The 14,645-nt window shown below is 42.0% G+C and carries 9 protein-coding genes and 1 pseudogene; 3 read left to right on the forward strand and 7 right to left on the reverse strand.

Features of this window, described 5'->3' with window-relative positions; genetic code table 11:
- Positions 1 to 9 precede the first annotated feature (9 nt).
- Together VTAP4600_RS09880 and VTAP4600_RS09885 are read right to left on the reverse strand one after the other, a co-directional pair.
- Positions 10 to 510, reverse strand: a complete 501-nt coding sequence (locus tag VTAP4600_RS09880; RefSeq protein WP_102522647.1) for a GNAT family N-acetyltransferase — start codon at positions 508 to 510, stop codon at positions 10 to 12.
- Positions 511 to 1,117: 607 nt separating this feature from the next.
- Positions 1,118 to 5,398 (reverse strand): NACHT domain-containing antiphage protein HyoA, encoded by a 4,281-nt coding sequence (locus VTAP4600_RS09885; protein WP_102522648.1) that lies wholly within the window; start codon positions 5,396 to 5,398, stop codon positions 1,118 to 1,120.
- A gap of 344 nt (positions 5,399 to 5,742) precedes the next feature.
- On the opposite strand from VTAP4600_RS09885, the gene VTAP4600_RS09890 reads away from it, so the two are divergent.
- Together VTAP4600_RS09890 and VTAP4600_RS09895 are read left to right on the forward strand one after the other, a co-directional pair.
- Positions 5,743 to 6,702, forward strand: a complete 960-nt coding sequence (locus VTAP4600_RS09890; RefSeq protein WP_172443112.1) for a transposase — start codon at positions 5,743 to 5,745, stop codon at positions 6,700 to 6,702.
- A gap of 829 nt (positions 6,703 to 7,531) precedes the next feature.
- On the forward strand, positions 7,532 to 8,671 hold the full coding sequence (locus tag VTAP4600_RS09895; protein WP_102522649.1) for a hypothetical protein: 1,140 nt from the start codon (positions 7,532 to 7,534) through the stop codon (positions 8,669 to 8,671).
- Between the two features lie 45 nt (positions 8,672 to 8,716).
- On the opposite strand, the pseudogene VTAP4600_RS09900 reads toward VTAP4600_RS09895, so the two are convergent.
- A pseudogene (locus VTAP4600_RS09900) lies at positions 8,717 to 9,928 on the reverse strand (IS256 family transposase).
- A gap of 587 nt (positions 9,929 to 10,515) precedes the next feature.
- Between VTAP4600_RS09900 and VTAP4600_RS25935 the strand changes: the two are divergent.
- A complete protein-coding gene (locus VTAP4600_RS25935) occupies positions 10,516 to 10,665 on the forward strand; it encodes a hypothetical protein (protein ID WP_172443113.1) in 150 nt (49 codons plus the stop codon).
- 82 nt (positions 10,666 to 10,747) lie between these two features.
- On the opposite strand, the gene VTAP4600_RS09905 is transcribed toward VTAP4600_RS25935, so the two are convergent.
- The 4 genes from VTAP4600_RS09905 to istA form a co-directional block, all read right to left on the reverse strand.
- Positions 10,748 to 11,659, reverse strand: coding sequence for an AbiJ-NTD4 domain-containing protein (locus VTAP4600_RS09905; RefSeq protein ID WP_102522650.1), 912 nt, complete (start codon positions 11,657 to 11,659; stop codon positions 10,748 to 10,750).
- 27 nt (positions 11,660 to 11,686) lie between these two features.
- Positions 11,687 to 12,211, reverse strand: a complete 525-nt coding sequence (locus VTAP4600_RS09910) for a hypothetical protein (RefSeq protein WP_102522651.1) — start codon at positions 12,209 to 12,211, stop codon at positions 11,687 to 11,689.
- Positions 12,212 to 12,301: 90 nt separating this feature from the next.
- Positions 12,302 to 13,042 carry an IS21-like element helper ATPase IstB gene (gene istB, locus VTAP4600_RS09915; RefSeq protein WP_012397030.1) on the reverse strand — a complete coding sequence of 247 codons (741 nt, stop codon included), beginning with the start codon at positions 13,040 to 13,042 and terminating at the stop codon, positions 12,302 to 12,304.
- A 9-nt stretch (positions 13,043 to 13,051) separates the two neighbouring features.
- Positions 13,052 to 14,584, reverse strand: a complete 1,533-nt coding sequence (gene istA, locus VTAP4600_RS09920; protein WP_102521770.1) for an IS21 family transposase — start codon at positions 14,582 to 14,584, stop codon at positions 13,052 to 13,054.
- Positions 14,585 to 14,645: the final 61 nt, after the last annotated feature.

Raw genomic sequence — 14,645 nt, forward strand, 5'->3', positions numbered from 1 at the left:
TGAAGCAGATTACAAGAATTTTTCGATGAGGACTTCATCCACATAGACGTCACGGATTTTGGCATGTTTCTTCGCAATGCCAACCACTTCAAAACCTTGTTTTTTATAAGCTGCTAGGGCACGTTCATTATCGCTACGAACATAAGCAAACAGTTTTTCGTAGCCTTTTTGTCTTGCGACTTCAAATGTCGATTGAAATAGTTGCTTGGAAACGCCTTGTCCGCGGCTGTCGCCACAAACAAATGTGCCTATGATGCCCACATGATCAAACGCTTTGGTGTATGAAGCGAATGGCTCTATATTTTGAAAGCCGATAACCTTAGTGCTGCCTTGGTTTAGCGCAACGGTAAACACGCCTCGCTTTGGAAACTGGTCAATGAATTCTTTTTCTTCTTTAACGGTAAAGGTGTTATCCAATACCGTGAACAAACCTTCTGTGATAATCGGGTTAAGAACGTCAATGATACCCTGAGCATCATCGGTCGTGACTTGTCGTACTTCTATCGCCATGCAACTGCACTCCTACATTTCTTTAGCCATGTTTTTACAGGAGTTTTGAAGAGTCGGCAATAGCGCCCACCGGACAATTCCTAGCTATAAGCAAGAATACTTCGACAAAAAAGGCCAACGATCGTTGGCCTTTTTCACTAAAATCAGTTTTGACGGTTGGGATGGTTCAAAATATGCAAAAATTAATTTTTGTTTTTATGAATCATGAGAGAAGCCAGTAATCTCAATGGATTCAGAGCTTTCTCAACAAAAAGCCCTTTCTCTATCCAAAACCTGAGAAAATCATCCCAAAATTCTCAACTATCCCATCACGTCGATCAAAGCAATTCTCGATATTTTGTTGCTAACCAGCACTCTGCTATACAAGCAAGGTCTACTCCTTTACATCATACAGCCACCACAGTGACTACATACACTCGACCATCCGCTGAAACACGTATCTGGACAGAAGTTTGTCAGTGACTTTACTCGATTAGCCTTTAACGGATTGTCTGAGATATTGTAAACGTCCAATCCAGTGGCCAAACACCCTCATCCACTACAGTTTGCTAAATTAGCAAAATTCATGCTTGTTTTGAGCTTTGTAGGCTACATTGTGGCGGTGTCATCATGAATCAGAGACTAAAGCCCTTTTATTCATATCAATGACTATCACTTCTATCTCATCGATACCTACATAACCGTGTGCAATTGACTTCCAATAGTCTTTTAGTGCCGAAGCGAGCTTATCAATACCTACTCGCTTGCCGCCTATTTCCCAACATTTGGTCGACTTCTGTGATACTAAAAGAAATACGCCACAACCAGCAGTACCCTCTCTAAGGTAGTCACCAACTAGTTGGTTTCGAAGCCGCTCGCATAATTCAGGGCCACTCCAACCTTTATCGAGTAACTTTAACTCAATCGGCACTGGGGACATGACGTTCGGGTTAGCAAGCCAGATATCCATTCGTTGTTCATTAGCTAGCTCTGGCTCTTCTGCAACCGAGTAGTGTCCGTTGGCACTTTTTCTTAGCTCAGCAGCAATTAGCGTTCTAACCTCATTTTCTTTGGTCGCTCTCTGCCACGTCATCCATGGGCTATCATTACCATTTTCTACCCAATCCTTAATCGAAAGAATCTGTTGGATACCCAGTTCAAATAGTTGCCTGTGCGACTCAGGAGAGATCTGCTTAGTCTTATGGAACTCCTTAAACTGATTATCCGACCATAAAGGAACATCTCCATAAGCTTCAGCCATTTTGTATGCGCTCTTTCTCATCCATGGTCGATGTGATTCGTCAGGATGATCTTTTATCAGCTGTGTCAATGCGCAATAGCTCTCTTTAGAGGGAAGCTCAACCAAGTAGTTGAACAACATATCTCTTGCTTCTTGAGCATGATCTCTTGTTGTGGGGCTATAGACCCCTGTACCTGCTCGATTAAGATCATCACTGACTCTGATATATTTATGCATCAGCACGTACAAAGCCTTTAGGTGAGCAACCACTTTAAACTGTCCTATATTATAAAGAGATCGATGTGAGCTCCTCCCACCTAACAAAGCTTCCAGAAATACTTCCGCAGCGTGCGTTGCCTGTTCAGGCTCAAGCGTTGCTAACCACTCCTCTAAACCTGGAATACCTTGGTCAGGCTCACTATCGACTAACAGCGCATACCACCATGCAATTTCATGATCGTCACCTTGACTTGCTGATATGTATTTTTGGGCTAGCAAAGATAGTTGCCTAGCACTAATACCACCTTCTATCAAGAGTCGTAAGCAGTATTCCTTATTGGCTTGGATTAGATGGGCTGAACGAATTAGGTACTCAAATACAGCACCAGCGAGATGTTGTTTGAGCCAAGGTACGTGATACACCAAATCGTGTAGAATATGGCTTGAAACCTTTTTGGCTTTACTATTATTCTCTAGCTCCCAAAACACCTCTTTAAGAATGGCGTTATTCGTTTCCTCTGGATAAGTTCGGTGTACTACCTCAAGCCAACTTGGGAATCCGTTTATATCCCATGTTATATAACGCAATAGGGTGCCAAGATCTTGACTACTCAAAGACTTAGGAAAGTTAGAGTCTTCCTTTGCTTGAATTTCTAGCCCAGCTAAGCCAAGTAACAAGGCATACGGGATTGAATTGTCAATCTCATTCTCTGAATGCAACTGTGGGCGGAAGTTGCGCCAATGATCCATACAGAACTCTTTGTATGCATTTGCCACTTCCAAGCCAAATTCAGGAATTAGCCTTTCCCATTGGTTTATACTACGTCGACTTATAGCTGAACTATCTTTTTCTAGGTCACTTAATAGCCAGACATGGATATTAGTAATTTCGCCAGACTTCACATTTGGAGCAGTAATCTGAGACGGGTTTTCTTGTAGTGACTGTATCCATTCTATTCGGCTACTTTCTCGCTCTTTCCGTTTTTTTTCTACTTGCCGGCGATACTCCGCTTCCTTAGCCTCGTATCTTAGTGTTGATTCAGGAGTTATCGGATTTAACAAGTTCTCTAATCGTGAAACTAAGACTTCTTCACCATACACAGCAATACGAAGCTCCTCTAACATGTTTACAGGTGAGCCTAACTGTTGATAGAGCCTGAATGCAGCATTCAGTGCGACTAATCGGTCATCTTGCTCAAGGCGTGTGCTGACAAATGATACTAACCTTGATAAGTCATCACCGTTGAAAGCCCAAAAATGGTCTAAATATGAGATGCTCCAATCATCAGTCAAGGGCTTATCTTGCTCGCTTAGGTGTTTTCTTGCTTTCTCTATGCTATACCAATAAAGCGCATCATTAAGCTCTTGCCATTCAGGTACTAGATTACCAAGATCATGTTCAACATCGTCTAAGTTATCTTCTCTCCAAAACTGCAAAGCACCTACATTTGCCAGAATGGATAGCGGAACCTCTGACAAAGCAAATGGATCTCTATTGACCACTAGCTTTTCCAAACACTTGATAGCAGAGCCAAACAACCACGCATATTGTTCAGATACCCTGCAATCTCTTCGTTCTACAAATGGAGCAACATCAAGATAACTACCGATCCCTTTTAGTAACTCCGGAATGAATTTGATTTCTGCTCTCTCGATAAAATCATGCAGCGTTCTATCCAACATCGATGATTCAAATCTTTTTGGCTCTACTAAATGATGAATTGAATCAACTAGGTATTTGATAGAGTCATCGCTGGGTGCTGTATGGTCAACCAACTCACTCAGCAGATCCCGAGGAATATCCCCTCGACTAATAACTTCTCTCCAGACGAAGTCTTTTTGCTCTTCATACCCACAAGTTAGCACAGCACGAACTGATGCAATTCTGGCATACTTACCTCGCTCACCAGATACCGCAATTTCTGTAAATGGTTCGGTACAAGCGTCCATCTTTCCTTGCCAGACTAAACGACCAAGGAAGAAAATTGCATCATCATTGTCTGCATATTTATGAATGAGATTGAGCACACCCTCTGTCAGGTCTGGCAGTGCAATTCGGGCAATAGCTGCATTGTCTCGACCAGAGTGACCATCAGTATCATCGGCAATTTGAGCTACAACATCTGAAAGAATTCGCCTCCTGACTGACAACGGCAACCGTGAGGGATCTCCTTCTTCTAAAGCTATTTCAGGCTTGATATCCAAGATCTTTGCTCGTAGACGATCATCAAACAAAATCAACCATGGCAAAATCGGACGAAATAAAGGGGTAACGACGGTTTCACCGAAAACTTCCCTAATAAAGTAAGACTCTATTTGTGAGCGCAAACCTTCTTCTTTCAATAAGCAACCAAAAAACTGCGCTGCTAATAGCTCACGAATATCCCTATGTCTGAATCTTACTGCACCATAAATAATGTCGTTAAATAGACCACACTCCAGCAACGACTTAACGTCTTCTCGCTCCCAATCGTACAAAATGATGTCGGCATCAATCCCTTGCTTTACCTTTTCGGCATCAGGCACATTGATCCCTGCATTACCCGTTAAGATAACGGCAGCAGCCAACCTTTGAGCACCTTCACGTGCCTTGTCTAAGTTAAGAGGCTGTCGAACATTGTTATGCCTCTCACTAAGACGAACATCAACACTGTGTTGTAGCAGATGTAGTCGCCCATCAAGAGATTGATCATCCAACCACTTCGTGATGATGATATCCAAATCAAAAGGTCTTTCTGCTAGATTCCACAGGCCTAACCGCTCAACTTCATCAAGGAGTTCATCAATGTTTTTAACTCCATTTTCGATACAATAGGTGTGAACCTTGCTTCGGTCTAACGGTCGTAAGCTGTAGACATTTAAAGCACTTTTGGGATGCTTATTTTTGTTGTTATCTTCTTCTCGATTACTAGTAGATGGGTAGAATAGATGAGTATCAACTAGAGCTTTGTCTGACTTGGCACGCCAACTATAAGGGCGACTAGAAATGTAAATATGAGCCCGTTTTGCCCCCTTCCCAATCCCTTTAGCAAAACGTTTGATAGCTCTTTCAAAAGCTCTAGGGTGAGCTAGTTTTGCTTCATCCACCGAGTCTAGGAAAAACCAAGCCTCATCATTTGAGTTGAGCCAGTCTTCAAACTTATCTTCATCACCTATTTCGAAAGCATCATCAAAATTACGGTCAATATCTTCAATCCGAATAAAAAATGACCACTTCCCTTCGTTTGAGAGCTTACTTGCCATTTCCATTAATTCGACCGTCTTACCAGCGCCAGCTTCGGCTAGAATTACAGTGCGGTATTCGCTTAATAGAGACTTCCAATTGCCTGCTTTTTTCATCCCCAAACTAAGAGAAGCATCTAGCTCTTCAGAGTCCTTGTGATTTTCTATTACAGGAGAAAACTGCCGATCTAAGGCGATATACTTCCGCATAACTACATTGGGTTCCATGTGACATAAAAACTCCCTGTATTCTACTAATTACACGCGACTTACCCAACCAGTTTAGCTCTCATAAAGTGATTACAAATTTTAATAAGTTGTCCCACCAATTCCATTTCAATGTTAGGAGGTGTTCTGATCAATGTTTGTCCAACAGTTAGCAGAATACAATCAAATAACTGGGATTTGATACAATACATTTGCTTATTGGCTATTAGTCGCGCTACAGGACACACACCAAATAGTATGACGAAACGACTGACTTAACCTCGATACAACCCCAATTCTATGCATCCAACTTTTCCTACTTAACACAATTGCTATCTTGGTAAAAAAACTAATGGGTAACTTTCATGGCTACCGCAAGAAAACAACTTATCTCGGTCGATGCAACTCCTTACTATCACTGCGTTTCAAGGTGTGTAAGACAAAGCTATTTATGTGGTGAGGATACCACCACTAACATGAGCTACGAACACCGTAGAGAATGGATTGAACATAAAATTCAGTCACTCACCCATACCTATTGCATTGATGTATGCGCCTATGCCGTGATGAGCAACCACTATCATGCTGTCTTGCACATTAATAAAGACAAAGCTCTTAAATTATCGCTTGATGATGTTGTTGAACGCTGGGGTCATACCCATAAATTACCCGTATTAATTCAGCGCTGGCTGAGGAAAGAGTTGAAGAGCCAAGCTGAAGAAAGTAAATGCATAGAAATCATAGAGGTATGGAGAGAGAGACTATGGTCATTAAGTTGGTTCATGAAAGAACTCAACTACGATATTGCATGTAAAGCAAATCAAGAAGACCAATGCACAGGGCACTTTTGGGAAAGCCGCTTCAAAAGCCAGGCGCTGCTTGATGAAAAAGCCTTAGCTGCAGCTATGACGTATGTAGATTTAAACCCTGTTCGTGCTGGTATAGCGACAACCCCTGAGCAATCAGACTTTACCTCAATACAAGCAAGACTGAGGGCACTTAACAGCAACCTTGAAAGCGCACCATGTTTGCATCCATTCATTGGAAATCCAACCAAAAAGATGAGCGATGGGATTCCTTTTAGGTTAATGGATTACATAGAATTGGTAGATTGGACCGCAAGGCAGTTTCGAGATGGTAAAGCATCAATGGCTTCAGATTTTCCACCAATTTTAGAAAGGCTTAACTTCAACCCAAATAGTTGGTTGGAGGTCTGCACAACATTAGAACGAAGGCGTTCGACAGCAATCGGAGCTCCTTGCTGCCTCGAGCAGGCAAAATCCGCGCTAGACAAATCAAAAATTCATTATTATCAACTTGAATAGATGCCCCACCCCACTTCATTACGCCAGATACCACGCCAGCATTGAGTTGGTTAACTGCGTTTGTTTAAAGCTCAAAGTAAAGTCGACATTTACCTAAAACCAACCAATTTGTATGCCTTTCTTTGGGAAAGAACACCACATTCAATAGAAAACATCAGATGACATTGCTCACTTAACATATTGCTTTCGAGTCGTTTTTCCGTGTGTGTCTATTTAAGAAAAGTGTGCGTACAAAAAAATAGGCCAGCGATAATCGCTGGCCTATTCTCTAAAATCAGTTTTGGCGGTTAGGATGATTCAATGAAAGCAAGAATTAATTTTTGTTTTTATGAATCATGAGAGAGACCAGCAATACCAATGGGTTCATGGGTTTCTCAACAAAAAGCCCTTTCTCTAAGAAAAATCTGAGAAAATCACTCCGAAATTCTCAACTATGCCATCAAGTCGAACAAAGCAATTCTCGACATTTAGTTACTAATCAGCGCTCTACTCCTTTGTATCACACAACCACCACAGCGACTACACACTCGACCACCCGCAACAATCGACCATCCGCTGAAACACGTTTCTGGACAGAAATCATTTAGAGTCGATAGCCTAAATACCAACCACTACATTAGTTTATGTATGTTAACTTGCGACACCCAACACCACCTTAAGTACGAAAGGGTTTCGCAATCTAAAGTCGCTAACCACACCTTTAATTCCACCTAAACATCTGTGATAATTACAAAAATCTAGTTTTACTAAGGCTTGGGGAAAGTCCCAAAATAAATTGCTCACCTACCAATGTGGGGCCTTGTAATTTGAGTAAAGGTACGAAGACAGTATGGATAAGGACACAAACTTTTTTACGGCATCGCAAATAGCTAGGTCTATTTCGATTCCATTCGCTGATATAGAAGAGATGCTAGACCCCTACATATACTTCAAAGGCCTAATTTTTAAAGGTGACAAAATCAGTTATGTTGACGGTTATTTTATAGTCCACAAAACTGAAGTCGTTGGTCCCAAATTTACCCTAGAGGAAATCGAAAGTGGCTATGCGATCTGTGATCCGGATATGCCAGTTTTTAATTTCGTAGTTGAGGTTAAAGGCACAAAATACAGCAATAGCGAGGAATTAATTGGGAATGTTTACCTACTAAAAACTAAGACCGAGGTAGAAGATGAAGCGTTATTCTCATATGAACAGCTTTGCAAAATAGCATCAGAAATTGGATACCCTAAGCCAATCGAAAAACTTCAACTTCTCGCAAAAGACCATGCTTATGATGTGAAGTTTATCAACCAAAAAAGTAACTTTACTTTAAGTGCCGCCGCAAAAATAGCTGCGAATATTGAACCTACGACATCAATAGAAATGCCATCTCAGAGGTACTCATACAATCACTACCTTGAACTATTAAGCGACTGTATAAAAGGAACAAATCAACATGGATTTAAATTACATACAGTAGAGCTTTGGACATCATGTAATGATGAGTTCGGTGAAAGGTATTCTAAAAGTTACAAGAATGGAACGTTACTAAAACAGCGAGCAGTATTGGATTACGAGCTTACAATAATCTCAAAGCAAGAATTTTTAAGATGGTCTGAATATCAAGGATTAGATATTGGTTTGGATTATCAACCTGAAAGCATAAGCAAGTCAGTTGAATTACTAGAGATGAGACTTTCTGAATCAGAAGAGGAAATTTCACGATTAAGAGATTTACTCATTAATGAAGATTCGATGACTCCAGAAACCACAAATAATTCATACCCGCCTGAATTACAAATAGCTATTGATGCTTATGAAGAGCTATGTTTAAACGAAGCTACTCCTCCAACAAACAAAGTAATACAAGACTGGCTGAAAGCAGAAAGCAAACAGAGAGGGATCACCCACAAGGATGGTTCTGATCAAGTTCAGGGATTGAGCCAAGTAAAGCTAGAGCGAATAGCTTCAATGATCAAATCTAGGTAGGAGAAAAACTAGGGGAGGCTGTAACAGATTCTGTGTAACTGCCATTTAGTTAACGTGTTTATCGAGACGTTCCTCGAACTCGATAATAAACCGACTCATAGCCTGACGCCAGTTTTGAATGGGCATCGTCCATTTCTTGCTGGCGTCTTTGATTGCTAAGTACACCATTTTGGTTGCGGCCTCATCGTTAGGGAAGATCTTCCGCTTTTTTAGTGCTTTACGGATCACGCTATTGAGAGACTCAATAGCATTGGTTGTGTAGATGGCTCTACGGATATCTTCTGGGTAGTTGAAGAGCGTGTTGAGGTTCTGCCAGTGATTGCGCCAGGACTTAGATATTTGCGGATATCGCCCCTCCCATAATTAGCCGAGGCGCGCCCATTCGAGTAGAGCCTCATCTTCTGTAGTAGAGCGATACACTCGTTTCAGGTCGGCAGTCACCGCCTTATAGTCTTTCCAAGACACATACTTCAATGAGTTCCGCACCATATGGACGATACAAAGCTGAATATGCGTTTGGGGGAAGACAGTATTGATAGCGTCAGGAAAGCCCTTCAATCCATCTACACACGCAATAAGGATATCTTCAACACCACGTTGATTGAGTTCAGTTAGAACACTCTGCCAAAACTTAGCCCCCTCGTTTTCGGCTATCCACATGCCCATTAGCTCTTTCTGACCATCGGTGTTAATACCTAAAGCAAGGAAAATCGACTTATTGATGATACGCTTGTCTTGACGGATCTTGACCACAATACAATCGAGATAAACGATAGGATAAATGGCATCGAGTGGCCTTGATTGCCACTCCACTATTTCTTCTATCACCGCATTTGTGACGCGCGATACGAGGCTGGGTGATATCTCCGCACCGTACCACTCATCGAAAGCGTTTACGATGTCACGCGTACTCATTCCTTGGGCGTAGAGCCACAAGATTTTGTCATCCATAGAGGTAAATCGTGATTGGTGTTTTTTGACTAGCTTGGGGTCAAACGAGCCAAGGCGATCCCGAGGTGTATCGAGTTCAAACTCGCCATCTTCGGTTTTTACGCGTTTGCTACTCTTTCCATTGCGGCTATTATTCGATCTAGAGGGTTGGTGTTTTTCATAGCCAAGATGCTCATCCATTTCCGCATTGAGTGCGGCCTCAACCGTAATTTTTTTCATCATTTGGCTGAACTCAGTTAAGTCCTCAGGGGTTTTAATTCCTTTTGCTGCTTCCTTGGGGAAAGCTTCAAGCTCTTTCTTGTTCATATTGCCTATCCTTAGCCTTTAAGGCTTAGTTTAGGCAATTACACAGAAATTGAGACAGTCTCAACTAGGGGTAACCTAGGTAACCCCTAGCCTTTTAACAGGTAACCCCACTTGCCTAACCTCCCCTCTAATAAGTTTTAATTTACCTAAATCGACCCACAACCGACAAAGGTAACTTATGATTGATTTGATAAAGGTTTTAGCCGAGCTACCTACAGAAAACCTTCTGCTAATAACACTGATAATTTATATTCTCAGTGAACGGAAAAACTCATAGAACTGTAACCGTTGAGTCGTAATAATCAACATATACGCAAAGTAAAGTAGTAGCCTCTGTATTGGGGATAAATGGTTAAAAGGATTGCTAGATTCGTTATTTATGTATTGGCTCACGTATTGAAAATTTTCATTCACAAGAAGTTCGGCTTTTGATTGACTGCAATCAACTGATTTATATAATGTGCAAATCAGTGCAGTCAGGTTGCCATCACCATTGCGACTGCTCGTAAACAAAATAGATGGCAAAGTCTGAACTCCTCTTCCTGACTCTTCATGAGACTGAGAGGAACGTATTTGAGGAGTAGCCTATGGTGAAACGAGATAATGCGGGTTCAGCATCCTTACCAAAGCTCATCACTGCTTTTGGGGGATTGTTTGTAATTTTGGTTGCAAGCTTTGAACCCGTTACAGCTTTTGTGTGTGCATTGAGTGCGACAGGATTTCTGTCACGCTTATAGGGTTGGTAAGGTAAACCCGCTCGCTAGCTCAACAGCTAGCGGGTAGCCCTCTCCTTACTGTGCTTACTTAGACTGCCCTGATCTACTCTAGATTTTTAGCCAGCAACAACATTAAACTTGTAAGTCGATGAAAGAGATACTCAATATGACTGCTATCAGTAAGTTTAATCTGGCTTATCTCTGAGTGACGAATGAAGAATGCGTTTCCTATATTTGTCAAAGCCTTAGCTTCTGCTTCTAGTTCTGCTCGAAAATCAGGGTCAGATGAACAGTTGTCTAGTAAGGTGGCCAATGATTGCTTTTTTCTTTTTTCTGGTTCAGCGACTGTCTTTATGCGTTCAAAAGCGTCCCAAAGCTCTTTTAAAGCTTCATACCTAACTCGTACGTCAGTATTACAAATTTTTCTATTTGCATGCTCAAGTAGGTCATTGAGCTCCTGCTCAGATGTTCTCGGTGCTTGTTGAATAACAGAACTTAGAGCCCCACTCATAACCCTTTTAATTTGACCGTCAGCTAGTAGCTCATAAGCCAAACCATTTCGAGTGAAAATGGTATTAACCTTCTCTAAGAAATCGGCTCGTCCAGTTGTACGATCAAACGAATCTATATGGTGATGCCCATAGTACGAATGATAACTCCCTTGTGTAGGCTTAGATACATTTGCGTAGCAAAACTGTACTAAATCTAGTACGTCTAAGTAGTTAGGAACAAACGGGACTTTTTTATGCGACCAACCATTAGGATTTTCGTCTTTTTCTGTAACAAGTGGGTATTCAATGCCCAATATTTCAGCTTTTAGAGCAAAGGAGAACCCTGTCTCATCAGTACCACAGCACCCTTGTCCATCAAGGCAAAGCTCTGGAAAATCATCTCCAAAACATCCCGTATTGATTAACTTTTGAATTAAAGCAACGAGCCCACACCAGACATTGTGCGGGATCTCATTGTTTGTTCGAGGCGTAGCGCCTCTTTCTTGATCACTAAAGTACTTCATAATTGCCTAAATTTAGTTGACGCCTTGTTAGCTTTCATTTTTCGAGTGATCAATTAGGTCATTTCTCCACTCTGAAACTAAGTCGGAAAGTGTTTTATAACCATATTCTGAGTCAATTAACCCCTGAAATTCATTTATCAGAAATTCACAGTCCATTGAGAATGCTGTTAGAACACGTGTAGTGTAATTATCAGGCCAAGTATCGCTCCACTCATCTCGGTGTTTGAAATAATTGGCAGTACAATTAACCATCTCTATTAGAGAGTAACCCTGAACTTTTACACGGTGATTTTGATATGCTTTTTCTTTGGTCAATTTATTGAGCCCTAAGCTGACTCGGATTTCGTTAATATCTCGTAAGCTACTGATGCAGTAAGCTTGAGCCGAAACAAGTAAAGAGCCATAAAGAACTTCACCGTATTCGTTCATCCACACCCCATCGAACCAAGGTTCAGTGCGGTTCCTCTCAAGCAGCTTTGCGATACCTGCTTGGATCGTTTCCTCTACATCGATTAATAGGCCAAGGCCATAGTCAACCTCAAAAATATTCATATTACTCCTGATGCGTATTTCGGCGATTCCGATCGGGCGTTTCGGTTTAATCCGATCACCTGACCCTGCCGTTTTTCTCTACCTCTAGTTTTACTCTAACTGATCGGATTGCGCCAGTTTTCTCATTGATTCCCCTCCTAGTTCTAATCGGTGGCTGTTATGGATTAATCGGTCTAAAACAGCATCAGCAACCGTGGCGTTACCTATCATGTTGTACCATTCTTTTACAGGAAGTTGGCTTATCATCATCGTGCTGCTGACCTGATATCTGTCTTCAAGTAACTCCAGTAAATGACCTGCATGATCCTGAGTGAGCTTTTCCATTCCCCAGTCATCTAGGACGAGTAAGCCTTTTTTCGATAGTGCCAGTAGCTGTTTTTGATATGTGCCGTCAAGACGGCCTGAACTTAGATCATCCAGTAAGCGACTCAAACGGTAATATCGAACGCTATGTTGCTGCTCGCAAGCCTGAGCCGATAAAGCGCAAGCGATATAGGTTTTTCCTGCTCCTGTAGGGCCAGTGATCAAGATATTTTGATGTTTGTGCAGATAGATTCCTGTCAGAAGTTCACTCATCTGACTCCGCATTAGACCTCGCCCTTCTTTGTAAATAATTTGGCTTGCCTGCGCATCTACTCTGAGCTTGGCTTGTCGCTTGAGCCTTTGGATCTTAGTTTGGTTTCGGTTAAGCAACTCACTCTCTAGAAGTAAGCTTAACCTTTCTTCGAACGCTAGCTCTGCGTAAGTGGATAGCTGCTCACGTTGCTGCTCTAAAGCTTGTGCTGCATGACCAAGGCGAAGTGCTTTTAGTTGTTCATTTATCTGGTTCATTACGTACTCCTAGTGGTAAAAGTCAGGGCCACGAACATTGCTGTGCTCTATGTTGGGTGTGGTTTGAGTTTCTGATGAGAGTTGGCCTTCCCGATGGTTTACTAACAAGTTTTTGACGAACTTAAGATAGGGTTTATTGATTAGAAGCGCATCCTTACAGGCTTGCTCTAGACGAACATCACCGTATTTTTTACTCAGGTTCAATAAGCCAAGACAGCTACGATAAGCTTGTTCAGGGTGTGCCTTTTTCATCAATTGAACATTCACCATTTCACGAGTTGCAGCGCCAATATGTTCTCCCCAGCGCAATAATCGTTCAGGAGACCATTTCTGATACCGATGGTTGCTGGGCATGTGTTCGGGGTAAGTGCTTATCCCTCGTTCTTTTGGGCTACATGGATGTTGTGAGACTAGGTTTCCTTGATAATAAATGCGTATCAAGCGGGAAGTGGCTTCAAGTTCAACATGTTGTCCCACTAACTGGTGAGGCACAGAGTAGTAATGTTTTCTGTACTCTATGTGGTAGTCAGGCCCAACTTTCGCCCGCTTAGTTTCGGTATAGATGTAGCGTTGGATTGGAAGTGGTCTCAATGCTGGTTTATCTAACTGCTCGAACAGTGCCTGACGGCTGGCTCCTAGCTGTTTCATTTCCCTTTGGTTCAAATCATTCATTAGCTCACGGATGGCTAGGTTTAACTCTTTGAACGTGTGGAAGGTATTGTGTCGTAGTCGCATCATTATCCAACGCTCAACAATGAGCACTGCATTTTCAGCTTTTGCTTTGTCTTTAGGTTTGTATGGTCGAGCAGGCATGACAGCCGTCTGGTAATGGTTAGATAGTTTCTGGTAACTATCGTTGAGCTGAGGTTCATAGCGGTCATGTTTAGTGACAGCCGAACGCAGGTTATCAGGGACTAACAACCTTGGAACCCCGCCGAAGTGTTCGAAGGCATTGGCATGGGCTTCCAGCCAGTGTTCTAGTTTTTGACTCTCACTTGCTTCCACGTAGGTATAATTGGATGCACCAAGAGTGGCAACAAAAACCTGGGCATGACGGATCTCTCCCGTGTCAGGGTTAACGACTGGGATCGTTGGGCCACAGTAATCAATGAACAGCTTGTCACCTGCGATGTGGGTCTGTCGCATGCTACGCTTCTGCTTCTTTAACCAACGCATGTAATGTTCACAGAACTGAGTATAAGCGTAGGCTCGCTCCTGATATTGCTCGTAATATTCTTCCCACAACAGCAGTTTCGTCATGCCTTTTCTTTTTAGTTCCGTACAACAGTTAGCGAAGTTTGGCATCGCTTTGGCTTTATTCGCTCCTTTTGGGTGATAAAGCGCATTGGTTAACTCTGTATCTGAACAACTATCAGGGAGCGGCCAACCTATTTGGCTTTGATTAAAACGACTGATGATTTCAGATACGGTCGCACAACCAATTTTCAGACAGGAAGCGATATTTCTGTGTGACAATCCGCACTCGAATTTAAGGCGTAAAACCTCTTTGATTTTTGTCATTGGTGTTCTCTTTTTTGGCATCATCACTTCCTAGTTGTATACGACTACTAACAAGGATAGCGACTGGTTGATTTAAAAGAGA

Origin of the sequence: Vibrio tapetis subsp. tapetis, from assembly GCF_900233005.1 — a bacterium.
In the GTDB taxonomy this organism is placed as follows: domain Bacteria; phylum Pseudomonadota; class Gammaproteobacteria; order Enterobacterales; family Vibrionaceae; genus Vibrio; species Vibrio tapetis.

Excerpts from the sequence above, each read along its gene's own strand:
- VTAP4600_RS09905 (WP_102522650.1), bottom strand. The coding sequence starts at position 11,659 with ATGAAGTACTTTAGTGATCAAGAAAGAGGCGCTACGCCTCGAACAAAC.
- VTAP4600_RS09885 (WP_102522648.1), bottom strand. The coding sequence starts at position 5,398 with ATGGAACCCAATGTAGTTATGCGGAAGTATATCGCCTTAGATCGGCAG.
- VTAP4600_RS09895 (WP_102522649.1), top strand. The coding sequence starts at position 7,532 with ATGGATAAGGACACAAACTTTTTTACGGCATCGCAAATAGCTAGGTCT.
- VTAP4600_RS09910 (WP_102522651.1), bottom strand. The coding sequence starts at position 12,211 with ATGAATATTTTTGAGGTTGACTATGGCCTTGGCCTATTAATCGATGTA.
- VTAP4600_RS25935 (WP_172443113.1), top strand. The coding sequence starts at position 10,516 with ATGGTGAAACGAGATAATGCGGGTTCAGCATCCTTACCAAAGCTCATC.
- VTAP4600_RS09880 (WP_102522647.1), bottom strand. The coding sequence starts at position 510 with ATGGCGATAGAAGTACGACAAGTCACGACCGATGATGCTCAGGGTATC.
- istA (WP_102521770.1), bottom strand. The coding sequence starts at position 14,584 with ATGCCAAAAAAGAGAACACCAATGACAAAAATCAAAGAGGTTTTACGC.
- istB (WP_012397030.1), bottom strand. The coding sequence starts at position 13,042 with ATGAACCAGATAAATGAACAACTAAAAGCACTTCGCCTTGGTCATGCA.
- VTAP4600_RS09890 (WP_172443112.1), top strand. The coding sequence starts at position 5,743 with ATGGCTACCGCAAGAAAACAACTTATCTCGGTCGATGCAACTCCTTAC.